Here is a 24,481-nt window from a genome sequence, read left to right as displayed (position 1 = left end):
TTTTCACCTTAAGCGGAGCCCCCCTCATGGCCAGCAGCCTACGTCTCGCGAGCCCCGCCGAACTGGCCGGTCCCTGGCAGTTTTACCCCAAGGACGATGCGCAGAAACCCTGCACATTGATTCTGCAAGAACAGGACGGACAGCTTGCCGGGGATCTGGCCTGCGCCGGACACTGGCTGGGCGGCACACCGGCCACCTGGTACCCGACGCCTGATGGCATCGCGCTGGTCGACAACCACGATGAACTCCTGGTGCACATGGGTCGCCAGCGAGAAGGGTTCTACATGGCCCGACTGCCCGACGGCCGCACCCTTTTTCTGCAACGCGACGCCGCAAGCACCACCCCACGCTCCTGACTCTTTTTCAAGGATGAACCCCCATGACCCAAGGCCGGCCAAGCCCCCTGCCGCGCGCGCCCATGTGGGCCACGCTCAAGGCCTACAAAGGCATCCTGCTCAGCATCGGCGCCTTCACCGCGCTGATCAACGTGTTAATGCTGGTGCCCTCGGTCTACATGTTGCAGGTTTACGACCGGGTGCTGTCATCGCAAAACGAAACCACGCTGGCGATGCTGACCGTGATGGTCGTCGCCTTTTTCATGTTCATCGGGCTGATGGAAGCCATACGCAGCTTTGTGGTGATCCGTATCGGCAGCGATATGGAGCGACGCCTGAACCTGCAGGTGTACCAGGCGGCTTTCGAACGCAACCTCAGCCTGGGCGAAGGCAATGCCGCACAGGCCCTGGGCGATTTGACCCTGGTCCGGCAGTTCGCCACCGGCCCGGCGTTGTTCGCCTTCTTCGATGCGCCGTGGTTCCCCATCTACCTGGCGGTAATCTTTCTCTTCAACCCCTGGCTGGGCGTGTTTGCCACTGTGGGTGCGGTGATCTTGATCGCCCTCGCGTGGCTGAATGAAACCCTGACCCGCAAGCCACTGGCCCAGGCCGGGCACTTTTCTGTTGCATCGAGCCAGTTGTCCGGCAGCCACCTGAATAATGCTGAAGCGATCCAGGCCATGGGCATGCTGGTACCGTTGCGCCAGCGCTGGTTCGCCGTGCACAGCCGTTTTCTGGAGCGGCAAAACCGGGCGAGCGACATCGGCGCGCTGATCGGTTCGTTCAGCAAATGCCTGCGTTTGTGCCTGCAATCACTGGTGCTGGGGCTGGGTGCCCTGCTGGTCATCGAAGGCCAGATGAGCGGCGGCATGATGATCGCCGGCTCCATCCTGATGGGTCGTGCGCTGGCCCCGATCGATCAACTCATCGCGGTCTGGAAACAGTGGAGTTCCGCGCGCCTGGCATGGCAGCGCCTCGACGCCCTGCTGATCGCCCACCCCGAACGTCCGACGCCCATGCCCCTGCCCGCTCCCACCGGGCATATCAGTGTCGAGCAACTCAGTGCCGCACCACCGGGGCGGACCACCGTGACGCTGCAGCAACTGAGTTTCACCGTGAATGCCGGAGAAACCCTCGGTGTGCTGGGGGCGTCCGGCTCTGGCAAGTCAACCTTGGCCCGGGTGTTGATCGGGGTCTGGCAACCCCTGGCCGGGGTGGTTCGTCTGGACGGTGCTGAGTTGCACCGCTGGGACCGGACCGCGCTGGGAGCCCATGTCGGTTATCTGCCCCAGGATATCGAACTGTTCAGTGGCAGCATTGCCGACAACATCGCACGCTTTACCAGCGCCGATCCGCACCAGGTGGTGACCGCAGCCCGACTGGCAGGCGTGCACGAAATGATCCTGCGTCTGCCCCAAGGCTATGACACGCAGTTAGGCGATGGCGGCTCCGGGCTGTCCGGTGGTCAGAAGCAGCGCGTGGCGCTGGCCCGTGCGCTGTACGGTGAGCCGAAGCTGGTGGTGCTCGACGAACCCAACTCCAACCTCGACAGCAACGGCGAAGCCGCATTGGCCGCTGCCATCGCGCAGCTCAAGGCTCGCGGTTGCACGGTGATTCTGATTACCCATGGCTCTGCCGTACTGAATCAGGCTGACCGTCTGCTGGTGCTCAACGACGGACGGCTGCAATTGTTCGGCCCGGCGCGTGATGTTTTGAAAGCGCTCTCCGGTAGCCAGCCTGCGCCTGAACGGTCGCAAGGGGTGCAAGGGGTAAGTACCAGTCGCCAGCTTGGCGCGCAGCAAGGAGGCCAGCGCCATGAATGAACACATCATCAAACCCGAACGCAGTGCACAGTTTTTCGTCAGCGCAGGCTGGTGGCTGGCCCTGCTCGGTGCCGGCAGCTTTTTCCTCTGGGCTGCACTTGCCCCGCTCGACCAAGGCATCGCCGTGCCTGGCACAGTGGTGGTCTCCGGCAAGCGCAAAGCGGTGCAGTCGGTGGACAGCGGCGTGGTCAGTCGCATCATGGTGCGCGAGGGCCAATTAGTGCATCAGGGCCAACCGCTGTTCCAGCTTGACCACACCCAGGTGCAGGCCGACGTGCAATCGTTGCGTGCCCAGTACGAACTGGCCCAGGCCAGCATCGCCAGGCTCCAGGCCGAACGAGACGGCAGTGTGCAGGTACGCTTTCCCGAGGCCCTGTTACAGCAAGCGTCTCCACAGCTGCTCGGCGTGCTGGAAGGCCAGCGGCAGTTGTTCAGCAGCCGTCATCAGGCGTTTCAGCGATCCCAGGCAGGCATCCATGCAAGCATCGAAGGTGGCATTGCCCAACTCGCCGGCATGCGCCAGGCGCGCAATGACCTTCAAGCCCAGGCCGAGTCCTTGCGCCAGCAACTGGAAAACCTCCGGCCGCTGGCCGAACGAGGCTACATCGCCCGCAACCGCTTGATGGACTACGACCGGCAACTGTCTCAGGTGCAACGTGATCTGGCACAGAACACCGGTGACACAGGCCGGGTCGCTCAGCAAATCGAGCAATCACGGCTGAGCCTGCAGCAAGGTGTCGAGGAGTATCAAAAGGAAGTGCGCGGGCAACTGGCCGATGCCGAGCTGAAAAGCATCACGCTGAGCCAGCAACTGGCCTCGGCACAATTCAGTCTGACCCACAGTGAAATCAACGCTCCGGCCGATGGCATTGCCGTGAACCTCTCGGTGCACACCGAAGGCGCGGTGGTGCATGGCGGTGAATCGCTGCTGGAAATCGTGCCCCAGGGCGAGGGCCTCGAGATCGAAGGCCACCTGCCGGTGAACATGGTCGACAAGGTGGCCGAACAGCTGCCAGTGGATGTGCTCTTCACCGCGTTCAATCAGAGCCGTACGCCGCGCGTGAATGCCACGGTCAGCCTGATTTCCGCCGATCAGTTGCTCGACGAGCGCAGTGGTCAGCCGTACTACATCGTGCGCAGCACTGTCACCGACCAGGCGCTGGCCACACTCAAGGGCCTTGTGATCAAACCCGGCATGCCGGCGCAGATGTTCGTGCGCACAGGCGAGCGCTCTCTTCTCAATTACCTGTTCAAGCCTTTGATGGATCGCGCAGGAATGGCACTGACCGAGGAATAGGATGTTTCGGTACATGAAAATCTGGCTGGCAGCACTGCTGTGGATCAGCGCCAACATGCAGGCCCAGGCAATGGGTTTGTTTGACGTTTATGAGCAGGCCTTGCGTAACGACCCGGTGTTCCTCGGCGCCATGAAGGAGCGTGACGCGGGGCTGGAGAATCGTAATATCGGCCGTGCCGGGCTCTTGCCCCACGTGGCCTGGAACTACAACAAGGGACGCAACGACTCGAGGGCCACCTACAAAAGCGACGATCGCCCCAACTCCCGCGAGGACCGTCACTACAACAGTTTCGGTTCGACGCTGAGCGTGCAGCAGCCGATCATCGACTACGAGGCCTACGCCAACTACCGCAAGGGTGTGGCACAGGCCTTGTTTGCCGACCAGGCCTTTCGAGGCAAAAGTCAGGAGTTGCTGGTGCGGGTGTTGTCCGCTTACAGCCAGGCGCTGTTCAGTCGCGATCAGATCGAGATTGCCGAGGCAAAGAAGAAGGCGTTCGAGCGGCAGTTCGAGCAAAACCGACAGATGTTCGATCAGGGCGAAGGCACCCGCACCGACATCCTGGAAGCCGAATCCCGTTACGAATTAGCCGGTGCCGAGGAAATCGAAGCGCAGAATGAGCAAGACGCAGCGTTGCGCGAGCTCGGGGCCTTGATCGGCGTGCCTGAGGTGCGCATCGACGAACTGGCGCCTCTGCGTACGCCGTTCAACTTCCTTGCGCTGACGCCCACCACGTACGAAGCGTGGAATGCCATCGCCTTGAGTGAGAACGCCGACCTCGCCTCCCAGCGCCAGCTGCTGGAAGTCGCGCATCAGGAGGTGAAACGCAACGTCGCCGGGCATCTGCCCAAGCTCAACGCTTACGCCACGGTGCGCAGCATGGAATCCGACAGCGGCAATACCTACAACCAGCGTTACGACACCAATACCATTGGCCTGGAAATCAGCCTGCCGCTGTACGCAGGTGGTGGGGTCAGCGCCTCCAGCCGCCAGGCCAGTCGTAGCCTGGAGCAAGCGGAGTATGACCTTGAGGGCAAAACCCGTGAGACGTTGATCCAGTTGCGCCGACAGTTCAACGCTTGCGCCACGGGCGTACGGAAAATCCGCGCTTACGACAAGGCGTTGGCTTCAGCGGAGGCATTGGTGGTGTCCACGCAATACAGCATCAAGGGTGGCGAGCGGGTCAACCTGGACGAACTGAATGCGCAACAACAGCTTTACAGCACCCGTCAGGACCTGGCCAAGACTCGATATGAGTACTTGATGGCCTGGATCAAGCTGCATTACTACGCAGGCACCCTGACCGGTGAGCAGTTGGCGCGGGTCGATGAGGCATTTGGCGCGGGTCGGCCGTCACGCTAAACATCAGTGGCCATATGGGTAACGTCCGGTTCACCTCCGTGGCCACCGAATGCGCAGTTGTAACTGCATATTCGGAACGCCCAAATAACGTGAACTATGTGCCTGACCAATTGATCCCAAACGATGCGCACCCTGCGCGGCCCTGATGGGTCAGTTCATCTGCGCAGCATAAGCCTCAGTAAAATAGGGAGCCGTCGTGAACACTACCGCCCATCTTGTCTGCCGAAACCCGCCAGGCCCGCTACACGCGATATTGCTGGCCGGCACCGTCCCGCTGTTCCTCGGCGCATTGCTGAGCGACATCACCTACTACCAGACCTATCAGATCCAATGGAGCAACTTCGCCTCCTGGCTTATCGCCGGGGGGCTGGTGTTCTGCGGACTCGCCGTACTGTTCGCGCTGGTCAATCTGATCCGGGCCGATCGCAAAGCCGGGCGCCCCGTGGTCTACCTCGTCTTGTTGGTGGTGACGTGGGCACTGGGGCTCGTCAACGCCTTTGAACACGCCAAGGATGCCTTCGCCACCATGCCGTCGGGCCTCATTCTCTCCGCACTGACCACGCTGCTGATTGCCGTGACGGCGTGGCTGGGACTCACCAGCATCCGTTCGGGAGAAGGACAATGAGCCACTCGATCAAACTGACCGCGATCAGCGTCGCGTTGTTGTTAAGTGGCTGCGGTGACGCCGGGGATGCCACCCAGGCATTGGGGCCCGATCCAAAATTGCCGGCTGCCCAGCGCGGTCTTTTACCCAGCATGAAGATTGCCGAACCGGCGTTGTGGGGCGACCAGAAGCCCACCGTACCTGAGGGCTATAGCGTGACGGCCATCGCCGCCGACTTGCAGATTCCCCGCCAGACGCTTGTGCTGCCCAACGGCGATATCCTCGTGGCTGAAGGCCGTGGCGGAAACGCCGCGAAACTCAAACCCAAGGACGTGATCGCGGGGTACATCAAGGCCCAAGGCAACACCAAGGTCAAAGGCGGCAATCGCCTGACCTTGCTGCGGGATGCAGACGGTGACGGCGTCTTCGAGACGAAGACGGTGTTCGCGGAAAACCTCAACGCGCCCTACGGGCTGGCGTTTGCCAACGGCAAATTGTACGTGGCCAACCAGGACGAATTGGTCCGTTTCGATTATCAAGAGGGCCAGACCAAGGCCAGCGGCCCACCGATCAAAGTCACTGACTTGCCCGCTGAAATCAACCACCACTGGACCAAGTCACTGGCTGTTAGTGACGACGGGCGCACCTTGTATGTCGGCATCGGTTCGAACAGCAACGTGACCGAGCGCGGTATGGAGGTCGAACTCGACCGGGCCAGGGTCTGGCAGGTAGATGCCGAGACCGGTGCTCACAGAGCTTACGCCACCGGCATTCGCAACCCGACGGCCTTAACCATCCAGCCGCAAACCGGGAAGTTATGGGCGGTGGTCAATGAGCGCGATGAACTCGGTCCGGATCTGGTTCCGGACTACCTGACCTCGGTTCGCGAGGGTGGATTTTACGGGTGGCCTTACAGCTATTGGGGTCAAAACGTCGACACCCGAGCCCAACCGCAGAACCCGAAAATGGTCGCTGCCGCCATCAAACCCGACTACAGCCTCGGTTCCCACGCCGCTGCCCTTGGTGTGGATTTTTCCATCCCGGCGATGGGCGAGAAGTACGCCGAAGGGGTGTTCATTGGAGAACACGGCAGTTGGAACCGGGAAAATCCGGTGGGGTACAAAGTCGTTTTCGTACCGTTCAGCAATGGCCGTCCGAACGGCGCGCCGATTGACTTTGCGACCGGCTTTCGGGGCGCCGATGGAAAAACCCGCGGGCGGCCGGTCGGCGTGACGGTGGACCCGCGCGGCGCACTCATCATCGCCGACGACCTGGCGAATACCGTGTGGAGGGTCACTCGTAATCGATGAAGCATAAATTCCAGGCAGGGCAATCCTGCCTGGAATGCACAAAGGCGGTTAGTGCTCCACTGGCGTGGATTGATTCATGGGACGTGATCGGGCGAATGTCCGTTGCATCCCCATTAATCTTGCATCTGGCCAACGGAGCGCAGGCTTTTGAATCCACCCACCGTTTCCCTTGAATCACCCGACCAGCCGGAAGTCATCGCCCTCATTGAAGCGCTTGATGCCTATCAGGTGCCTCTCTACCCGGCTGAGAGTCATCATGGCATCGATATAAAAGCGCTTTCTTCGAAAAATACAGGCTTCGCCGTTGCCCGCTCCAGCGATGGAGAGGCCGTAGCGTGCGGGGCGCTGGTGGTGCACGCGACTCACGGCGAGCTGAAGCGGATGTTCACCCAACCTGCCTTCCGCGGGCAGGGCCTTGCCGGCAGGATTCTGGGTGTTCTGGAAGATGAGGCTCGGAGACGAGGCTGCGGGCGAGTCATGCTTGAGACCGGGTATCTGCAACACGAAGCCATCTCGTTTTACGAGCGCAACGGGTATCAGCGTCGAGGGCCATTCGGTGATTACCAGGACGATCCCAACAGCGTGTTCATGGAAAAGGCTCTAATCTCTTAACGCCCATGTGGGTCGGTGGCACTTCACGCTGTGGAAGGAGCGCGACATCTGCGCGCCCCGCCCCCTGTGGATTCACACCAAAAATCAGGCCGGCAATTGCCCCTGACCGCTTTCGATGATTTTTGCGAAGTTCATGACGTTCTCGACGTACTTCGAATCGCCCACGCCGCCGGCATCCGCGAGGTTGCCCTTGTTGACCTTGTCCGGGCCCGAGTTGTAGGCGCGCAGCGCCGAATCCCAGTCACCGAAGGTCGCTTTCTGATCACGCATGTACAGCGCGCCGGCCATGATGTTGTCGTGTGCATTGTTCACGTCGGCGTTGCCGAGCTCTTTGGGGTTGTCCCGCTTGAGGGCCGCAAACGTGTCGGCGTTGACCTGCATCACGCCCGCATCGGTCTTGCCGTTGACGTTGGTGGTGTCTTGGCCCAACTGGCCACGGGACTCTGCCCAGATCTGTCCGGCCAGAATGCTCGGCGGTACGCCGGTGGCCTTGGACGCATCCATGATGTCGTTGCGATAGGGCTCGAGCTGTTGTGGCAGGTGCAAATCGCCCGAGCCGCTGAGAGAAGTATCGTTCGACACCGCACCAGCATTGGCCGCAGGCGCTGCAGCCGCCTGAGCAGCGCCAGCACCTTCGGCACCACCGCCGGCACCTTCCGCCACGCCAGCACCATCGCCACCGCCTGCACCCTCGGTCGCGCCGCCACCACCTCCCCCGCCGCCGGTCACTGCATTATTCTGCGCAGCGGGATTGCCGGTCTGATTGGGGTTGTTCTGCATCAACATTTGCATCAACTGGATGATCAACGCCATGAGTTGCTGGGCGATGCCGTTCTGATCTGCGCCACTTGTGAGGGGATTAGCGGCGTTGGTCGTCGGGTCCTGATTTTGAGGGGAACCGAAGTTGACCTGGGACTGCCCGGCATGGGCAAACAGGATCGAACTGGCGTCGAGGGCCTGACCGGCGCCGCCGCCACCGCCCAGGGAATTGCTCTGGCCGGGCTTGCCGCTCAGGGAGGAGAAATCCGGGTGGGCGGCGGGATCGCTCAACGGCCGAACCTGGGAAATACCGATACTCATGATCACTTACCTCTTTCGGGTCAGGAAACATCAATGGGCTTTGGGGATGCCGAACTGATCGAGGACCGGGTCGACGTTGTGATCAAAGGCCTTCTGGGCCTTGTGTTTCTTGACGGCTTCGATGATGGCGGAGATGCCGAAACCCAGGCTCATCGCGGCGTCGGCGATCCAGCCGATCACCGGAATGGACGCACCAATGGCAGCGCCAGCGGCCAAACCTGCTGCCTCTCCCACGACCATGCCGGCAACGCGACCGCCAACTTTCGCTGCCACCTCGCCCAGCCCCGCCCGCCCGGCGGATTTCGCCACGGCGTCATAACCGTGCTTAGCCGCAGAGAGGCCGGATTTGGTGCTGTCGTAAATGGTCTTGGCGGCATCGGTCTTGTCGCCGCGGGCGAGCATGTCTGACACCGAGGCAAAGCCTGCCACCGAGCGCAGCGCCGAAGGACCCATATTCGAGGCGATCTGTGCGGCCATCGACGGCGCGTGGTCTTTATCGCCCTTGGCGTTTTCCAGCACCTTGCGACCGCTCTTGGTGTCTTCCAGATGGTGGAAGGTCGAATCCACATAGCGCGATTGCTGGCTCTGCACGAAGGTGTCGGGCAGCACGCTGTCGTAGGCGGCCTTCTGCGCGTCGGCGGTTTGCAATGCCTCTTCACCATCAGCTTTCTTCTGATCGAGCAACTGCCGGACGGCGCCGCCTTCGCTGAAGTTGCGCACGTACGAATCCTGAACCTTACCCTGCAGATCAGGCCGCTGACCGAGTACCTGCTGCGCGGTCGGCACCTTCGCGGTGTCACCGAGCAGGTCTTTCTGCATCTGCAACTGCGCCGACAATCCGCCCAAAGCGCTGCTGTAATCGGCGTTCGGCTTGTCCTTCTTGGTGGCCTTGTCAGCCGTGTTCAGGTCCGCTTGCAGGGCCTCGCCGCTGTTGACCTTCTGCATCTGCTCGTTGACGGCCTTCTGCAACGACGGCGTGCTGGCAACCAGCGCCCGCGACTGCTGCGGTATCTGTTTGGCGAGGAAGGCTTGCACCTCAGGATCGGCCTGGAGCTGGCCGATCTTCTCGTTCAACGCCTCTTCGGTCTTGCCGGTCTTGCGCAGGTCCTGGCCGGCGACGACGCTCTGCTGGGTCTGTTGCAGCTTGATCATGACGGCGGCTTTCTGTTCGCCGCTGTAGGCGGACGGGTTGTCGAACACGTCCTTGCCCAACTTGGAAATATCGACCTTGGCCACTGAGTTGAGGGTGGCGGCATCGCTGAGCACACTGGCAAATTCGCCGCCGTTAGTGGGGGCCTGCTTGCTGATCCAGTCGCTGATGTTCTTGGCGTTGAACAGCTTGTCCGGGCTGTGGGCCGCCAGCGAACGACCGCTCAGGCCGCCCTGATCGATCTGCGTGAGAAAGCCCGGCTGCGACCAGGTCTTCGCCGCCTGCTTCAAAGGCCCGGCCAGGCCCGGGTTGTCGTTCTGAATCGCCTTGAGGCCGTCGGCGCTGGTCAGGCCATCGACCTTGGTTTTGCCGTCGGCGCCCAAGGCATGCTTGGGATCGGCGGCTTTGGTCAGGGGTTCGTTGGCGCGCATCAACGCGGCGCTGCGGACCATTTCCAGGGATTGAGGGTCGGCGTCCGGATGGTCTTTCTGGTAGTTGGCAATGTCCTTGTCCGCGCTGTCGGCAGCTTTTTGCATGTTCTTGGCGAAGGCCTTGAGGTCGCCGTCGGTGATCTTGCCGTCCGCTTTGCCGCCGTGTTTGCCGGTGTCGACTGCCGTTTTCAGCGACGGGTTCGCGTTGATGAAGTCCATGGCCTTGGCCGCATCCGGGCCTTTTTCAGCGGCCATGCGCGCGGCGGCGATGGGTCGATTCAGCTCTTTGGCCGCCTGCTCGCGCTGGTCCGGCGGGAGGTTGGCAACCATCGGCGCCCAACGCTCAAGCTCCTTGGGCGACGAGTATTTCGAGTCATCGAGAAACGCTGCTTCGCTGGCTTTGGGTGCTTCGGATTGAGTAGCTTCAGCGGGTTTTGCAGCCTCGACCGGCGCTGCGGGGGCAGCGGCCGTGACTGGAGCGACAGGTTGCGGACTGGCTGCGGGAACGGCACCGGAAGCAGGAGCGTTTTGCGCGGCGGCGTTAGGGGATGACGTGGCGGATTCGGGCGACGATGGCGCCTGCCCCTTGAACAGCTGCGTGAGCTGGGTCAGCAATGAAAGCAGTTGCTGTTCGATGCTCTGAGCCTTGCCCGCAGCGCTTGTGCTGCCAAGGCTATTGCCGGCAAATGCACCGTTCGCCGGCGATGGCTGGGTCGACGCGCCGAAGCGAATAGTGGGATCGACGCCCCCCTTCAGTAACAGCGCTGGCTTGGCGTCAGTCAGCGGCAATCCCTGGGCGGCATCGGCGCCAGCAGATTGGGAAGCAGCGGCGTTGGGAGGAGTGCTTAAGATACGCATGAGTCGTCATCCGGGCGTGAAGGATGGCAACTGTGTGGCTGCTGCGCCGCGTCGGTTCCGATAAATGTTTCAGCTTGTTACTCGGACACGGAGCAGGCTGCTGCTTTTTAGTGGGACCGGCTTCAGCCGGGAAGAGGCCTGTGTGAACACCATCCATGCTGCGGCGTGACGCCTGACGCCTTCCCGGCTGAAGCCGGTCCTACACAGTTCGCGTCCAGCCAGCCCCACTGGATGCACGCCACGCTTTTTAGTGGGACCGGCTTCAGCCGGGAAGAGGCCTGCGTGAACACCCTCAATTTTGCAGCGTGACGCCTGACGTCTTCCCGGCTAAAGCCGGTCCCACACAGTCCGCGTTCAGCCAGTCCCACTGGATGCACACGATGCTTTTTAGTGGGACCGGCTTCAGCCGGGAAGAGGCCTGCTTGAACACCCTCAATTTTGCAGCGTGACGCCCGACACCTTCCCGGCTAAAGCCGGTCCCACAAAGTCCGCGTTCAGCCAGTCCCACTGGATGCACGCCATGCTTTTTAGTGGGACCGGCTTCAGCCGGGAAGAGACCTGCTCGAACACCATCAATTTTGCAGCGTGACGCCCGACACCTTCCCGGCTAAAGCCGGTCCCACACAGTCCGCGTTCAGCCAGTCCCACTGGATGCACGCCATGCTTTTTAGTGGGACCGGCTTCAGCCGGGAAGAGGCCTGCGTGAACACATCAATTCTGCGGCGTGACGCCTGACGCCTTCCCGGCTAAAGCCGGTCCCACAAAGTGCGCGTTCAGCCAGTCCCACTGGATGCACGCCATGCTTTTTAGTGGGAACGGCTTCAGCCGGGAAGAGGCCTGTGTGAACACCATCCATCCTGCGGCGTGACGCATGACGCCTTCCCGGCTAAAGCCGGTCCTACACAGTTCGCGTCCAGCCAGTCCCACTGGATGCACGCGATGCTTTTTAGTGGGACCGGCTTCAGCCGGGAAGAGGCCCGCGTGAACACCATCCATCCTGCGGCGTGACGCCCGACGTCTTCCCGGCTGAAGCCGGTCCTACACAGTTCGCGTTCAGCCAGTCCCACTGGATACTCAGGCAAACGGGTCCATCTGCCGCTTGAGTTGCTCCCGGGCCCGGGACAGGCGTGAGCGCACGGTGCCGATCGGCACGCCGAGGGACGACGCGGTTTCCTGATAATTGCCGTCCATCTCCAGCGACACTTCGATCACCCGCTGCATGTTCGACGGCAGCGTGCCGATGGCCCTGACCACCTGCATCAACTGACGATGGCCGTCGACTTGATGGCCGATGTCGCCATGGCTGTCGGGTTCGGAGTGGGTGTGGTCTTCCCAGCTTTCCTGATACGGCTGGCGGTACATCTTGCGAAAGTGATTGCGGATCAGGTTCAGCGCAATGCCGCACAGCCAGGTCTGGGGTTTGCTTGCGTGTTGAAACTTGTGCTCGCTGCGCAGCGCTTCCAGAAAGGTGCTTTGCAGAATGTCGTCGACATCTTCCGGGTTCATGACCCGCTTCTGAATGAAGCCGCGAATCATCTTGATCTGATCACTGGTCAGGTGACGTATCCCCTGGGCGGGACGGCGCACTGGGGAGTCAATATCGAGAATCGCAAGGTTGGAAAACATCAGGGCTCTTCCTTGTTTTGAGTGTAATAGCCCTATAGCGATATGCGTGCCATCCATGGTAATCATTTAAGTCATTGATTTTTATATATAAATAAAAATAACAAGAACAACGCTGTGCAAATCTTTGCGCGAACACACTGTTTCTCCGACGAGATTTGGCACAGATCGGTCTGCCCCACGTCCGCGCACAAATAGATGGAACCGCATTGCGGCCGCGCTCCACTCAGGACCCATGACCAGGCCCCGAACCGAGCTATCCAGAGCCGACTTATGAAGATCGCCGCCCCCATTGCCCCACAGGCATTGCAAACACCCGCGATCGCGCCGGCAAAAATGCAGGCGCCTGCGCCCGCGCCGCTGCATGTCAATCCGCCGAACGTCAACGGCACCTCGCCGCAACAGGTCGCGCGGTTCGCCTCGGCACTGGTTCAGCAGAGCCGCAGCCTCAGCCAGCGGGAGCTGCTGGCCAGCGGCAACGCGCTGCAATCCCGGGCGGTGAAACTGGGCGAGCTGTATCAGCTGTTGATGGGCAGCCAGGACAAAGGCCTCGACGACGCCGCGCGCAACTTGCGCAAGCATCTGCAAAACCAGAATGCGTCGAGCCTGGCGCAGATTCTGAGCTACACCGACGGCGACCCGGCCAAGGCCCATGTGATGCTGCAGGCGGCGAGAAAGCAGGCCCAGGCCGACGGCGAAATGGGCGAGCACGTGGTGCTGAGCCAGCAGCTCAAGCAACTGCGTCGCCAATACGGCAAGCGCACCCGGGCCGGCATCAATAGCGCCAAGGCGTTTTCCCGGCCGACCTCGGAAAAACGCCGCGGCGCCCTGCGCAATCTGTACAGCGTGGCGGTGGCCGGGCAGCAGAACATCACCGGGCTGATCGACGCGCTGATCAACGAACAGGAAGAACCCGGCGAATTCGAGCTGAACCTGCGGGACATGCGCAGCGCCCTTGCCGACGATCTTTCATCCCTCACGCCGTCCACCTCGCCGGCGCAACTGCGCACCTTGATGCATGGCCTGAACACCGCGCGGCACGTCACCACCCTGCTGCGCAGTTGCGAGCATCTGCTGGGCCGCATGCGCAACAAGAATCCCGGGCTGCAAGTGGATGCGGCGGCCTTTCTCAAACACCTGCTGGCGCTGTCGGGCAAGGGCATGAGCCTGGGCGAAACCCTGCAGCTGACGCAACACATCGGAGGCAAGCAGCTCAAGCATCAACTGGCGTTTCTCAACGGGCTGCGGCCCATGCTGCAACAGCTGCCGATTCTGCTCTGGCGCGACCTGAAAAGCCGCCAGAACGCCTTGGGCAACCTGCTCATTCTCATGGCCGAACTGACTCGGCAGGAACAGAACCAGCTCCAGGGGGGCCTCGCCTGATGGATCGTGTCATTAACCTGCTCAATGCGATCGCGCTTGCCGCCATGCGCCGCTCGGAAATCGTCGGTGCGTTCGTGGTCATCGCCATCGTGTTCATGATGATCACCCCGCTGCCCACCGGCTTGGTGGACGTGCTGATCGCCATCAACATCTGCATTTCCTGCCTGTTGATCATGCTGGCGATGCACCTGCCGCGCCCCTTGGCGTTCTCGACCTTTCCGGCGGTGCTATTGCTGACGACGATGTTTCGTCTGGCGCTGTCAATTTCCACCACCCGCCTGATCCTGCTCAATCAGGACGCCGGGCACATCGTCGAAGCGTTCGGGCAGTTCGTGGTCGGCGGCAACCTGGCGGTAGGCCTGGTGATCTTCCTGATCCTCACCGTGGTCAACTTTCTGGTGATCACCAAGGGCTCGGAGCGGGTGGCGGAAGTCGGCGCGCGGTTCACCCTCGACGCGATGCCGGGCAAGCAGATGTCCATCGACAGCGACCTGCGCGCCAACCTGATCAGCGTCCACGAAGCGCGCAAGCGGCGCGCCGAACTGGGCAAGGAAAGCCAGCTGTTCGGCGCCATGGACGGGGCCATGAAGTTCGTCAACGGCGACGCCATCGCCAGCCTGATCATCGTCGCCATCAACATGATCGGCGGCATCGCCATCGGCGTGGTACAGCACAACATGACCGCCGGCGACGCCTTGCAGGTCTATACCGTGCTGACCATCGGCGACGGCCTGATCGCGCAGATTCCGGCCCTGCTGATTTCGGTCACCTGCGGCATGATCATCACCCGCGTGCCGAGTGGCGAGAACGGCGTTGAAGCCAACATCGGCCGGGAAATCGCCGAGCAGATCACCAGCCAGCCCAAGGCGTGGATCATCGCGGCGGTGGCAATGCTCGGCTTCGCGGCGTTGCCGGGCATGCCGACGGCGGTGTTCGTGGTCATCTCGATCATCTGCGGCGTCGGCGGCCTGCTCCAGCTGCACCGCGCCAAGCCCAAGGCCGAGCAGGCCCAGGCGGTGGCCGTCGCGCCGGAAATGAACGGCCGTGAGGACTTGCGTACCTTCTCCCCGAGCCGTCAGTTCGTGATGCAGTTTCACCCCAGCCAGAACCCTGCTCAGATCGAAGCACTGGTCAGCGAAATCCGTCAGCGACGCAATCGGCTGGTCGTGCAATACGGCCTGACCCTGCCCTCGTTCATCATCGAAACCAGCGAGCTGTTGCCGCCGGATGAGTTTCGCTTTTCGGTCTACGAAGTCCCCCTGCTCCGGGCCACGCTCAGCCAGACCCACGTGGCGGTCGATGCGCGTTCAGTGGAAGGCCTGCCGGAGTCGGCCTCGCTGGAGTCAGCGGTGTACGGCAGCCTCGAGCGCGAGGAAGGCCAATGGTTGTGGCTGCCGACCGACGCGCCGCAACTGCAGGAAGCCCACATCGAACGCATCGACGCGACGACGCTGATCATCGAGCGCATGGAGCGCGCGCTACAGTCGTGCGGCCCGCAGTTCATCGGCCTGCAGGAAACCAAAGCGATTCTCGGCTGGCTGGAATCGGAGCAGCCGGAGCTTGCCCAGGAAATGCAGCGCGTGCTGCCGCTGGCGCGCTTCTCGGCGGTGCTGCAACGCCTGGCCTCGGAGTGCGTGCCGCTGCGGGCGATCCGTGTCATCGCCGAAACCCTCATCGAACACGGCCAGCACGAGCGCGAAGTCACGGTGCTCGCCGACTACGTGCGCATCGCCCTGAAATCGCAGATCTACCACCAGTATTGCGGCCCCGAAGGCTTGCTGGTCTGGGTACTGACGCCGGAAAGCGAAGGCATTCTGCGGGACGGCCTGCGTCAGACCCAGACCGAAACCTTCTTCGCGCTGGACAACGAAACCAGCCAGTTGCTGGTGCAGCAGCTGCACATCGCCTTCCCGCTGCGCACCGCCCAGCGCGCGGTGTTGCTGGTCGCCCAGGATTTGCGCAGCCCGCTGCGGACCTTGCTGCAGGAGGAGTTCTATCACGTGCCGGTGCTGTCGTTTGCCGAAATCAGCAATGCGGCGCAGGTGAAAGTGCTAGGGCGCTTCGACCTGGAAGACGACTTCGAGAGCGATCACGAAGACGACCCGCACGCGCTGGATAACGAGTACGCCGCTTGAGTGCCTGGAGAGCGTCACATGTTTGAATTACGCGTATTGACCGGCCTGCACCAGGGCGCCGCGCTGCCGCTGGTGGGTGAGCAATGGGGCATTGGCGCTGACGCCGATCAGGATCTGGCGCTGCACGATCCCGGCGTCGAACAGCTGCACTGTCGCCTGCAACGCCAGGGTGAAGGCTGGCGGCTCAACGCTGCCGACGGTTCTATCGCCGATGAAGAGGGACACCTTCATGCCAGCACCCTGCTCACCCCCAACACCGCCTTTGTGCTGGGTTCGGTCTGGCTGTGCGTGTCTCCGGCGCAAGATCCGTGGCCTTCGCTGCCTGCCGTGATCCCTCAAGCGCGGTCCGAGCAGACGGCGCAGGCCGAAGCGCCGGCCAGCGCGCCGCTGGAAAAGGTCGAGTCGCGCTCGCGCTTTTTCAACCGCACCACCGGCGTGGTCATCGGCGTGTTGCTGGGCATCGCCGGCAGTGCCTGGAGCCTGAGCCGCAGCGGCACGCCTTCGTCAGACGCGATGGCAATCAGTTCACCGGCGCAGCAGCTCGCTAAACAAGAGCCCGTCAGGCCCTCGACCACGAAGGGCAAAACAACCGATCAGCCGGCGAGCAAGCGCATACGGCTGACCAGCGTCGACGACGTCAAACGCCAGCTCAACACCATGCTCAGCGAGCGTCTGCTCAGCGATGTCAGCGTGGAGCAGACCCCGGAAGGCCTGGTGTTGAGCGGCAACCTCAAGCCTGAATCGCAATTGGTGTATCAGCGCATGCTTCAGCGCTTCAAGGACCGCTACGACACGCCGGTCACGCTGATCGACAACGTCGCCGCCGGCACCAGTGGCCTGCCGTTCACCATCGTGCAGATCATGTCCGGGCCCCACGCCCATCTGGTCACGGCGGACGGTCGGCGGCTGTACGTCGGCGACGAGTTGGCCGGGCTGCGCCTGACGCGCATCGATGACAACCGCATCCAGTTCGACGGCGATCGCCACTACGAGGTGAGCTGGTGAACGCGGCGCTGGATCAATGGAAATCCGCCCACCGTCAGCGCCTGAAGGGCTTTTCTGCGGTGAAGGTCAGCGGCCGTGTCAGCGCCGTCAGCGGCATTTTGCTGGAGTGCCAGATCCCCGCAGCCAAGGTCGGCGACCTGTGTGAAGTGAGCAAATCCGACGGCAGCACCATGCTCGCGGAAATCGTCGGTTTTACCCGGGATTGCACGCTGCTCAGTGCCCTCGGCACCCCGGACGGCATTCAGGTCGGCGCGCACATTCGGCCGCTGGGCATGGCCCACCGCATCGGCGTCGACGACCGTTTACTGGGCAGCGTGCTCGACGGTTTCGGCCGGCCGCTGCTGGGGGATTCAGAAGGCGCATTCGCCGGCCCCGGTGATCGGCGCGTCACCCTGCCGGTAATCGCCGACGCCCTGCCGCCGACCCAGCGACCACGGATCAGCAGAGCGTTGCCCACCGGCGTGCGCGCCATCGACAGCGCGATTCTGCTCGGCGAAGGCCAGCGCGTCGGCTTGTTCGCCGGGGCCGGTTGCGGCAAGACCACCTTGATGGCCGAGCTGGCGCGCAACATGGACTGCGACGTGATCGTCTTCGGCCTTATCGGCGAGCGGGGGCGTGAGCTGCGCGAGTTTCTCGACCACGAACTGGACGCCACCTTGCGCGCACGTTCGGTGCTGGTCTGCGCCACATCGGACCGATCGAGCATGGAACGGGCCCGCGCGGCGTTCACCGCCACGGCCATCGCCGAAGCCTTTCGTGAGCGCGGCCTGAAAGTGTTGTTGCTGCTCGATTCCCTGACCCGTTTCGCCCGGGCCCAGCGCGAGATCGGCATTGCCGCCGGCGAACCCCTCGGGCGCGGCGGCCTGCCGCCTTCGGTCTACACCCTGCTGCCGCGCCTGGTTGAACGGGCCGGCATGAGCGAAAACGGCTCGATCACCGCGCTGTACACCGTGCTGATCGAACAGGATTCGATGAACGACCCGGTCGCCGACGAGGTGCGTTCGCTGCTCGACGGCCACATCGTGTTGTCGCGCAAACTGGCCGAGCGCGGGCATTACCCGGCCATCGACGTGCAGGCCAGCATCAGCCGGATCATCAGCAACGTCACCGGCCGCGAGCATCAGCAGGCGAACAACCGGTTGCGCCGCTTGATGGCGGCCTACAAGCAGGTGGAAATGCTCCTGCGCCTGGGCGAATACCAGCCCGGCAGCGACCCGGTGACCGACTGCGCGGTACGGCTGAACGAGCCAATCAATGCGTTTCTGCGCCAGGACCTGCGCGAGCCGGTGCCGCTTGAGGAAACCCTCGCCGCACTGATGCAACTCACCTCGCAACTGCCGGAGTGATGGCGTGGAAGAAGAGCTTGAAGTCGATCCGCAAACCCTCGCCATGGAGCAGGTCATCAGCGTGCTTACGCCGCTGCGTCAGCATCGCCAGGCCAGCGCCGAACGGGCGCAACGGCAGGCGCAAAAAACCCTGGAGCACTTGCACGAACACCTGCAGCAGACTCGCGATTCCTACGCGCAGGAACGCCATAACCAGCGCGAACGCCGGCAGGTGCTGAGCAGCGCCCACGTCAACAAGTCGATGTCGCTGGACGACCTCGAACGCTGGCATGAGAAAGAAAACCGCATGCTCGACCGGCTGGCCTATATCCGCCAGGACATGGCGCGGCAGCAGTTGGGTATCGAGGAGCAACAGCAGCGGCTGGCCGAGGCCAAAAACGCAGCGAAAGCGTCCCAACGGGCCGTGGAAAAACTTGCCTGCCTGGCCGAGGCCCTCAACGAAGAAGGTGAATCGTCATGAACAGCCCGGTGCAACACCCGCCTCGCCCGCAGCCGCAGCCCCGTGCCGAAACGTCGCGCGCGCCCTCGCCATCCCCTGCCGCGCCGGGCGACACGCGCCAGCCGTCGTCGCCTGTGCGTCGCGCCGATGCCGAACGCCTGCGCCGGCTGTGCGATGAATCCGCCTCGCCTGCCTCGTTGAGTGCTGACGGGATGTTTTTCTCCCAACTGTTGGTGCCGCCGGTGACGGAGCAGCAGAGCGAATCGGGTTTCGCCGGCAGCAGCTTCAGCACGTTGTTTCCCACCGAAGGCGTGCCAACGCAGCTCATCGACGAGCTCGCCCAACGCCTGCCCCAGCAACCGGACGGCCCGTTGAGCCTGACCTTGCTGATGCCCAATCTCGGCAAGGTGCAGGTCAACGCCAACAAGCGCGACAACCAGTGGAGCATCGAACTGGGCTTCACCCGACGTGGCGTGCTGAAACGCTTGCAGCCCCATCAACGCAACTGCGAAAGCGCGCTGGAGCAGGCGCTGGGTTGTGACGTTGATCTGTCCTTTGAGTAGGCGCAGGGATGACGCCGGACATGAACTCGACCATGAATTCGGAGAGGAACTCGGGCATGAACGTGGGCACGAGCGACCTGAACACCGTAGGACCGGCTATAGCCGGGAACCCGCCATTCAGTCCGCTGAAGATGCGGGAAGTCAGCGGCGATCTTGCCGAGGCCTCGCGTTTGCTGGGCGCCGGCGTGAGCTGCGGCTACACCGCCCAGGGTCAGCGCGGCGAGCTAACTCTGCGATCGATGCCCAACGATGCAAACCGGGATGGCTCGCTCCTCGTAGGGCCGGCTTCAGCCGGGAGCGCGTCGTCGCTGACGTGGTTCGCCAGCGCCCTCGGCCCCTTCGCCCTGAGCGACGCCGAAGCGGTGCTGAGCCTGCTCGGCGAACTGCCGGTCACCCTCGGCGGCGAACATCAGCTGTGGTACTGGCAACTGGTGAATCAACGCATGAGTCCCGAACTGGCGGAACTGCTTTGCCCTCTGCGGCCACTCAGCGATATCACTGCGCTGTCCGCCGAAGGCGAAAGTCCGAATACCGCGCCGATGACCTGCCGATTGCAACTGCGATTGGGTTCGCAGGTGTTGCACGCACAGCTCTGGGCCGAGGCGCGGGTTTTGCTGCAACTGCTCGGCAGCCATCACTGGCAGCCGCACCGGCAGAACGTCGCGTCAGACTGGCCCATCCGTCAGCCTCTGGTGCTGGGCGAGCTGTCGTTGAGCCTCGATCAGTTGGCGTCGCTGCAACCGGGGGACGTGCTGCTGCCGTCGTTGTGTCATTTCGACGAAGAAGGCGGCGGCCGCCTGCAACTGGCGGGTCGGCAATGGGCAGTGCAGACGGACAGCCGCGCCAAGCAGCTGTATGTACGGTTCAGCCACGAGGAAGACTTGGGACATGGTCAATGAAGAATTATACGAAGACGAGATCGAGGACCTTGCCGACGATGAGTCGACCGAGCACGCACTGAGCAATGGCGCCGGCTACAGCCCTGAAACTGTCGACCGTGGGACCGGCTTTAGCCGGGAAGCTTTTGACGACGCCAAGCATCACGCCACCGAAAACGAGTGGCAGGATGAAACCGCCTCCGATGGCTACGCGGACGAACCTTACGAGCCTCAATCAACAGAAACCCAGACATCCCTCGATTCCCTTGACCAACTGCCGCTGGCCCTGACCCTGCGCTGCGGCAGCCTCGAACTGACCCTCGGCGACCTGCGCCGCATCGCCGCCGGCACCGTATTGCCCGTCAACGGCGTCACGCCCGGCTTCGCCACCCTGTGCCACGGCGAGCGCGTCGTCGCGGAGGGCGAGCTGGTCAGCGTCGAGGGCCGCCTCGGTCTGCAGATCACCCGCATGGCGTCTCAAGCATGATCATGGACGGGATGAACCCGGTGATGCTGGCGCTGTTCCTCGGCGCCCTGTCGTTGATTCCGTTTCTGCTGATCGTCTGCACGGCCTTCCTCAAAATTTCCATGACCCTGCTGATCACCCGCAACGCCATCGGCGTGCAGCAAGTGCCACCGAACATGGCGCTGTACGGCATCGCCCTGGCCGCGACCATGTTCGTCATGGCGCCGGTCGCCCACGAAATCCAGCAGCGGGTTCACGACCACCCGTTGGAGATGGGCAGCACCGAGAAATTGCAGGCCAGCGCCAACACCGTCATCGAGCCGTTGCAACGGTTCATGAGCCGTAACACTGACCCGGAAGTCGTTGCCCACCTGCTCGACAACACCCAGCGCATGTGGCCCAAGGACATGGCCGATCAGGCCAGCAAAAGCGACCTGCTGCTGGCCGTGCCCGCCTTCGTTTTGTCCGAGTTGCAGGCCGGTTTTCAGATCGGCTTTCTGATCTACATCCCGTTCATTGTCATCGACCTGATCGTCTCCAACCTGCTGCTGGCGCTGGGCATGCAGATGGTTTCGCCGATGACCATTTCGCTGCCCCTCAAACTGCTGCTGTTCGTGCTGGTGCAAGGCTGGACGCGCCTGCTCGACAGCCTCTTCTACTCGTACATGTGAGGCGGTGATGGAAGCGCTGGCATTGTTCAAACAGGGCATGTTTCTGGTGGTGATTCTCACGGCTCCGCCGTTGGGAGTCGCCGTGCTGGTCGGCGTCATCACCTCGCTGCTGCAGGCGCTGATGCAGATCCAGGACCAGACCCTGCCCTTCGGCATCAAGCTCGCCGCCGTCGGCCTGACTCTGGCCATGACCGGGCGCTGGATCGGTGTCGAACTGATTCAGTTCATCAACATGGCCTTCGACCTGATCGCCCGCTCCGGCGGCGCACACTAGATGCCCTTCGACGCCCAAGGCCTGTTCGAACTGATGCTGGGCATGGGCCTGGCGGCCGCGCGCATCCTGCCGTGCATGATTCTGGTGCCGGCGTTCTGCTTCAAATACCTCAAGGGCCCGCTGCGTTACGCGGTGGTGCTGGTGGTGTCGATGATCCCGGCGCCGAGCATCAGCCGCGCCCTGTCGGGCATGAACGACGACTGGTTTTCCATCGGCGCGCTGCTGCTCAAAGAGGCCGTGCTCGGCACCCTCCTCGGCCTGTTGCTGTACGCGCCGTTCTGGATGTTCGCCTCGGTGGGCGCATTGCTCGACAGCCAGCGCGGCGCCTTGAGCGGCGGTCAACTGAACCCGGCGCTGGGGCCTGACGCGACGCCGCTGGGCGAGCTGTTTCAAGAGACGTTGATCATGCTGGTGATCCTGTCCGGCGGGTTGTCGCTGATCACCCAGGTGATCTGGGACAGTTATCAGGTCTGGCCGCCCACCGCCTGGCTGCCCGGCATGACCGTCGACGGGCTGGACCTGTTTCTCGAACAACTCAACCAGACCCTCCAGCACATGATGCTCTACGCCGCGCCGTTCATTGGCTTGCTGCTGTTGATCGAGGCCGCGCTGGCGATCATCGGCCTGTACGCGCAGCAACTGAACGTGTCGATCCTGGCCATGCCGGCCAAGAGCATGGCGGGCATCGCCTTCCTGCTCATCTACCTGCCGACGCTGCTGGAACTGGGCAACGGCCAGATCACGCAACTCGCCGATCTGAAGCACCTGCTCGGCCAACTGGTGCATGTGCCGTGAGCGAAAAAACCGAAAAGGCCACGCCCAAACAACTGCGCGACGCCCGCGAAAAAGGCCAGGTCGGGCAGAGCCAGGACCTGAGCAAACTGCTGGTGTTGCTGGTCGTCAGCGAAGTGACCTTCGGCCTGGCGGACGAAAGCGTCGCGCGCTTGCTGCACTTGATGACGCTGTCGTTCCAAGGCGTTGGCCAGCCCTTCATGCACACACTGGAACAGGTCGCCAGCGAAGGCGCGAGCGTGTTGGTCGGCTTCATTCTGAGCAGCGTCGGCATCGCGATGTTGATGCGGCTGGTGGGCAGCTGGATACAGATCGGGTTTCTGTTCGCGCCCAAGGCGCTGAAGCTGGACCTCAACAAACTCAACCCGTTCGCCCACGCCAAGCAGATGTTTTCGGCGCAAAGCCTGACCACCTTGCTGCTCAGCATCCTGAAAGCCACGGCCATCGCGGCTACGCTGTATGTGGTGGTGAAGCCGTCGCTGGGCACGCTGATTTTGCTGTCGAGCACCGACCTGACGACCTACTGGCATGCGCTGTTGCAGGTGTTCCGGCACATCTTGCGGGCGACGCTGGGGCTGCTTTTGGTGATCGGCGCGGTGGACTTTGCGCTGCAGAAGTACTTCCACGCCAAGAAGCTGCGGATGAGCCATGAGGACATCAAGAAGGAGTACAAGCAGTCAGAGGGCGACCCCCATGTGAAGGGGCATCGGCGGCAGCTGGCCCATGAGTTGTTGAACCAGGCGCCGACCGCGCCGGCCAAGCCGGTGGAAGATGCGGACATGCTGGTGGTGAATCCGACCCACTATGCGGTGGCGCTCTATTACCGGCCCGGCACGACGCCGCTGCCGCAGATTCACTGCAAGGGTGAGGATGATGAGGCGCTGGCGTTGATCGCGCGGGCAAAAAAGGCGGGGATTCCGGTGGTGCAGAGTATCTGGCTGGCGCGGACGCTGTATAAGGTCAAGGCCGGCAAGTACATCCCGAGGACGACGCTGTTGGCGGTGGCGAATATTTATCAGATCGTGCGGCAGCTTGAGGAAGTGACGGACGAAGTCATTCGGATTGAAGATGTTTGACCTGCGTCTGGCAAGATCACGATCTAAAGCAAGATCAAGGGCGTCTGCCTAAGGGCAGACTGTTTCGCCTTCGGCGAGTTACTTGATAAAGCCCCAAGTAACCAAGGGCTTGTGCTCCTGGTTGGGCCCCTCCTGCGTCGGGGTTCCTTCACTCCGGTCTCGCTCCGTGGGCCCGCGCCGAACGGACATCCATGTCCTGACGGCGCTCTCGCCGCATCCATGCGGCTCGACCCACTGCGCGAGACCTGCGTTCAGCCTGCACCCAAGTCGCGATTGGTGTCGCTTGAACTTCCTGCGTAGAAGATCAAAGGCAAAGGCCAGAGCAAAAGCTTCCCGGCTGAAGCCGGTCCTACAGGGGTACGCGGTGCTTGCTGTTGATGGGACCGGCTTTAGCCGGGAAGAGGCCGGTATGGGCTCTGGCAGTTTTGCAGACACAACTACCTCCTGGTGGGAGCGAGCTTGCTTGCGAAGGCATTGGTACATCCGCCGAATAGTTGGTGTTTGCAATGCAGCATTCGCGAGCAAGCTCGACTCCCACAGGATGGGTGTCCGACCGCAGATTACTGATCGTTCCCACGCTCCGCGTGGTAACGCCACCCCGGACGCTCCGCGTCCCGCAGACGACGCGCATTCAGGCCTTGGGAGGTGACGCGGAGCGTCACGGGATGCATTCCCACGCGGAGCGTGGGGAACGATCATCAGCGCCTAAACGGGCCTCTTCCCGGCTAAAGCCGGTCCCACTAACCCCACCGCGTGCAGTCAGTGAAACCGGCGGCGCCTCCGTAGGACCGGCTTCAGCCGGGAAGCTTTTGATCCGCTTTTGATCTGCTTTTGATCTTCAAACACAAATAGCCCAAACACCGCCAATCGCGACTTTGGTGCAGGCTGAACGGAGGTCTCGCGGAGTGGGCCGAGCGGCATGGATGCCGCGAGAGCCGCCCCCCGCCATGGATGGCGGATGGCGGCGGGC

The 24,481-nt window shown here is 62.5% G+C and carries 22 protein-coding genes; 19 read left to right on the top strand and 3 right to left on the bottom strand.

All coding sequences use genetic code 11. The features are described from left to right. Positions 1 to 26 precede the first annotated feature (26 nt). The 7 genes from AC07VF_RS16945 (at position 27) to AC07VF_RS16915 (ending at position 7,341) form a co-directional block, all read left to right on the top strand. Positions 27 to 356, top strand: coding sequence for an AprI/Inh family metalloprotease inhibitor (locus tag AC07VF_RS16945; protein WP_192174778.1), 330 nt, complete (start codon positions 27 to 29; stop codon positions 354 to 356). Positions 357 to 379: 23 nt separating this feature from the next. Beyond that, positions 380 to 2,158, top strand: coding sequence for a type I secretion system permease/ATPase (locus tag AC07VF_RS16940; RefSeq protein WP_495008930.1), 1,779 nt, complete (start codon positions 380 to 382; stop codon positions 2,156 to 2,158). Next, positions 2,151 to 3,455, top strand: a complete 1,305-nt coding sequence (locus AC07VF_RS16935; protein ID WP_192174780.1) for an HlyD family type I secretion periplasmic adaptor subunit — start codon at positions 2,151 to 2,153, stop codon at positions 3,453 to 3,455. The genes AC07VF_RS16940 and AC07VF_RS16935 overlap by 8 nt, the downstream gene beginning before the upstream one ends. 13 nt (positions 3,456 to 3,468) lie before the next feature. Further along, the gene (locus tag AC07VF_RS16930) at positions 3,469 to 4,815 is read left to right on the top strand and encodes a TolC family outer membrane protein (protein WP_282371961.1); all 1,347 of its coding nucleotides are present in this window, start codon (positions 3,469 to 3,471) and stop codon (positions 4,813 to 4,815) included. A 196-nt stretch (positions 4,816 to 5,011) separates the two neighbouring features. Then, the gene (locus AC07VF_RS16925; protein ID WP_495008929.1) at positions 5,012 to 5,440 is read left to right on the top strand and encodes a DUF2231 domain-containing protein; all 429 of its coding nucleotides are present in this window, start codon (positions 5,012 to 5,014) and stop codon (positions 5,438 to 5,440) included. After that, positions 5,437 to 6,729: a PQQ-dependent sugar dehydrogenase gene (locus tag AC07VF_RS16920; protein WP_495008928.1), complete on the top strand. Its 1,293-nt coding sequence runs from the start codon at positions 5,437 to 5,439 to the stop codon at positions 6,727 to 6,729. Before AC07VF_RS16925 ends, AC07VF_RS16920 begins: the two co-directional genes overlap by 4 nt. A gap of 147 nt (positions 6,730 to 6,876) precedes the next feature. After that, positions 6,877 to 7,341 (top strand): GNAT family N-acetyltransferase, encoded by a 465-nt coding sequence (locus tag AC07VF_RS16915; protein ID WP_495008927.1) that lies wholly within the window; start codon positions 6,877 to 6,879, stop codon positions 7,339 to 7,341. 84 nt (positions 7,342 to 7,425) lie between these two features. On the opposite strand, the gene AC07VF_RS16910 is transcribed toward AC07VF_RS16915, so the two are convergent. The 3 genes from AC07VF_RS16910 to AC07VF_RS16900 all read right to left on the bottom strand — a co-directional run bounded on the left by AC07VF_RS16910 (position 7,426) and on the right by AC07VF_RS16900 (position 12,486). Continuing rightward, complete coding sequence (locus tag AC07VF_RS16910; protein ID WP_495008926.1) at positions 7,426 to 8,421, bottom strand: transglycosylase SLT domain-containing protein; 996 nt, start codon at positions 8,419 to 8,421, stop codon at positions 7,426 to 7,428. A gap of 30 nt (positions 8,422 to 8,451) precedes the next feature. Further along, complete coding sequence (locus tag AC07VF_RS16905; RefSeq protein ID WP_495008925.1) at positions 8,452 to 10,860, bottom strand: type III effector HrpK domain-containing protein; 2,409 nt, start codon at positions 10,858 to 10,860, stop codon at positions 8,452 to 8,454. 1,074 nt (positions 10,861 to 11,934) lie between these two features. Continuing rightward, positions 11,935 to 12,486 (bottom strand): RNA polymerase sigma factor, encoded by a 552-nt coding sequence (locus AC07VF_RS16900; protein WP_122622931.1) that lies wholly within the window; start codon positions 12,484 to 12,486, stop codon positions 11,935 to 11,937. A gap of 270 nt (positions 12,487 to 12,756) precedes the next feature. Between AC07VF_RS16900 and sctW the strand changes: the two genes are divergently transcribed. From sctW to sctU, 12 genes are all read left to right on the top strand, one after another. Further along, entirely contained in the window at positions 12,757 to 13,866 is a 1,110-nt protein-coding gene (gene sctW, locus AC07VF_RS16895; protein WP_495008924.1) for a type III secretion system gatekeeper subunit SctW, read from the top strand. After that, positions 13,866 to 16,001, top strand: coding sequence for a type III secretion system export apparatus subunit SctV (gene sctV, locus AC07VF_RS16890; protein ID WP_192174787.1), 2,136 nt, complete (start codon positions 13,866 to 13,868; stop codon positions 15,999 to 16,001). Before sctW ends, sctV begins: the two co-directional genes overlap by 1 nt. An 18-nt stretch (positions 16,002 to 16,019) precedes the next feature. Beyond that, the gene (gene sctD, locus AC07VF_RS16885) at positions 16,020 to 17,006 is read left to right on the top strand and encodes a type III secretion system inner membrane ring subunit SctD (RefSeq protein ID WP_495008923.1); all 987 of its coding nucleotides are present in this window, start codon (positions 16,020 to 16,022) and stop codon (positions 17,004 to 17,006) included. Further along, positions 17,003 to 18,352: a FliI/YscN family ATPase gene (locus AC07VF_RS16880; RefSeq protein ID WP_495008922.1), complete on the top strand. Its 1,350-nt coding sequence runs from the start codon at positions 17,003 to 17,005 to the stop codon at positions 18,350 to 18,352. Before sctD ends, AC07VF_RS16880 begins: the two co-directional genes overlap by 4 nt. Before the next feature lie 4 nt (positions 18,353 to 18,356). Next, positions 18,357 to 18,812 carry a type III secretion protein gene (locus AC07VF_RS16875; protein ID WP_282373569.1) on the top strand — a complete coding sequence of 152 codons (456 nt, stop codon included), beginning with the start codon at positions 18,357 to 18,359 and terminating at the stop codon, positions 18,810 to 18,812. Next, a complete protein-coding gene (locus tag AC07VF_RS16870) occupies positions 18,809 to 19,354 on the top strand; it encodes a type III secretion system HrpP C-terminal domain-containing protein (RefSeq protein ID WP_495008921.1) in 546 nt (181 codons plus the stop codon). Before AC07VF_RS16875 ends, AC07VF_RS16870 begins: the two co-directional genes overlap by 4 nt. 131 nt (positions 19,355 to 19,485) lie before the next feature. After that, on the top strand, positions 19,486 to 20,253 hold the full coding sequence (locus tag AC07VF_RS16865; RefSeq protein WP_495009066.1) for a type III secretion system protein: 768 nt from the start codon (positions 19,486 to 19,488) through the stop codon (positions 20,251 to 20,253). Continuing rightward, complete coding sequence (locus AC07VF_RS16860) at positions 20,243 to 20,719, top strand: FliM/FliN family flagellar motor switch protein (RefSeq protein WP_495008920.1); 477 nt, start codon at positions 20,243 to 20,245, stop codon at positions 20,717 to 20,719. The genes AC07VF_RS16865 and AC07VF_RS16860 overlap by 11 nt, the downstream gene beginning before the upstream one ends. Then, positions 20,716 to 21,369: a type III secretion system export apparatus subunit SctR gene (sctR, locus tag AC07VF_RS16855; RefSeq protein WP_346631358.1), complete on the top strand. Its 654-nt coding sequence runs from the start codon at positions 20,716 to 20,718 to the stop codon at positions 21,367 to 21,369. The genes AC07VF_RS16860 and sctR overlap by 4 nt, the downstream gene beginning before the upstream one ends. Positions 21,370 to 21,376: 7 nt before the next feature. Further along, positions 21,377 to 21,643 carry a type III secretion system export apparatus subunit SctS gene (gene sctS, locus AC07VF_RS16850; RefSeq protein WP_093458684.1) on the top strand — a complete coding sequence of 89 codons (267 nt, stop codon included), beginning with the start codon at positions 21,377 to 21,379 and terminating at the stop codon, positions 21,641 to 21,643. Then, entirely contained in the window at positions 21,644 to 22,438 is a 795-nt protein-coding gene (sctT, locus tag AC07VF_RS16845) for a type III secretion system export apparatus subunit SctT (RefSeq protein ID WP_495008919.1), read from the top strand. It begins immediately after the preceding gene. Next, on the top strand, positions 22,435 to 23,511 hold the full coding sequence (sctU, locus tag AC07VF_RS16840) for a type III secretion system export apparatus subunit SctU (protein ID WP_495008918.1): 1,077 nt from the start codon (positions 22,435 to 22,437) through the stop codon (positions 23,509 to 23,511). Before sctT ends, sctU begins: the two co-directional genes overlap by 4 nt. Positions 23,512 to 24,481: the final 970 nt, after the last annotated feature.

This window comes from Pseudomonas sp. GW821-FHT02H06 (assembly GCF_059421525.1).
This window is presented reverse-complemented; position numbering and strand designations above follow the sequence as displayed.

Bases quoted from the DNA above. Each gene is read 5' to 3' on its own strand.
- AC07VF_RS16920 (WP_495008928.1), top strand. From the start codon at position 5,437: ATGAGCCACTCGATCAAACTGACCGCGATCAGCGTCGCGTTGTTGTTA.
- sctD (WP_495008923.1), top strand. From the start codon at position 16,020: ATGTTTGAATTACGCGTATTGACCGGCCTGCACCAGGGCGCCGCGCTG.
- sctR (WP_346631358.1), top strand. From the start codon at position 20,716: ATGATCATGGACGGGATGAACCCGGTGATGCTGGCGCTGTTCCTCGGC.
- AC07VF_RS16905 (WP_495008925.1), bottom strand. From the start codon at position 10,860: ATGCGTATCTTAAGCACTCCTCCCAACGCCGCTGCTTCCCAATCTGCT.
- AC07VF_RS16900 (WP_122622931.1), bottom strand. From the start codon at position 12,486: ATGTTTTCCAACCTTGCGATTCTCGATATTGACTCCCCAGTGCGCCGT.
- AC07VF_RS16870 (WP_495008921.1), top strand. From the start codon at position 18,809: ATGAACAGCCCGGTGCAACACCCGCCTCGCCCGCAGCCGCAGCCCCGT.
- AC07VF_RS16865 (WP_495009066.1), top strand. From the start codon at position 19,486: ATGCGGGAAGTCAGCGGCGATCTTGCCGAGGCCTCGCGTTTGCTGGGC.
- sctV (WP_192174787.1), top strand. From the start codon at position 13,866: ATGGATCGTGTCATTAACCTGCTCAATGCGATCGCGCTTGCCGCCATG.
- sctT (WP_495008919.1), top strand. From the start codon at position 21,644: ATGCCCTTCGACGCCCAAGGCCTGTTCGAACTGATGCTGGGCATGGGC.
- AC07VF_RS16930 (WP_282371961.1), top strand. From the start codon at position 3,469: ATGAAAATCTGGCTGGCAGCACTGCTGTGGATCAGCGCCAACATGCAG.
- AC07VF_RS16935 (WP_192174780.1), top strand. From the start codon at position 2,151: ATGAATGAACACATCATCAAACCCGAACGCAGTGCACAGTTTTTCGTC.
- AC07VF_RS16940 (WP_495008930.1), top strand. From the start codon at position 380: ATGACCCAAGGCCGGCCAAGCCCCCTGCCGCGCGCGCCCATGTGGGCC.
- sctW (WP_495008924.1), top strand. From the start codon at position 12,757: ATGAAGATCGCCGCCCCCATTGCCCCACAGGCATTGCAAACACCCGCG.
- AC07VF_RS16860 (WP_495008920.1), top strand. From the start codon at position 20,243: ATGGTCAATGAAGAATTATACGAAGACGAGATCGAGGACCTTGCCGAC.
- AC07VF_RS16910 (WP_495008926.1), bottom strand. From the start codon at position 8,421: ATGAGTATCGGTATTTCCCAGGTTCGGCCGTTGAGCGATCCCGCCGCC.
- sctS (WP_093458684.1), top strand. From the start codon at position 21,377: ATGGAAGCGCTGGCATTGTTCAAACAGGGCATGTTTCTGGTGGTGATT.
- AC07VF_RS16945 (WP_192174778.1), top strand. From the start codon at position 27: ATGGCCAGCAGCCTACGTCTCGCGAGCCCCGCCGAACTGGCCGGTCCC.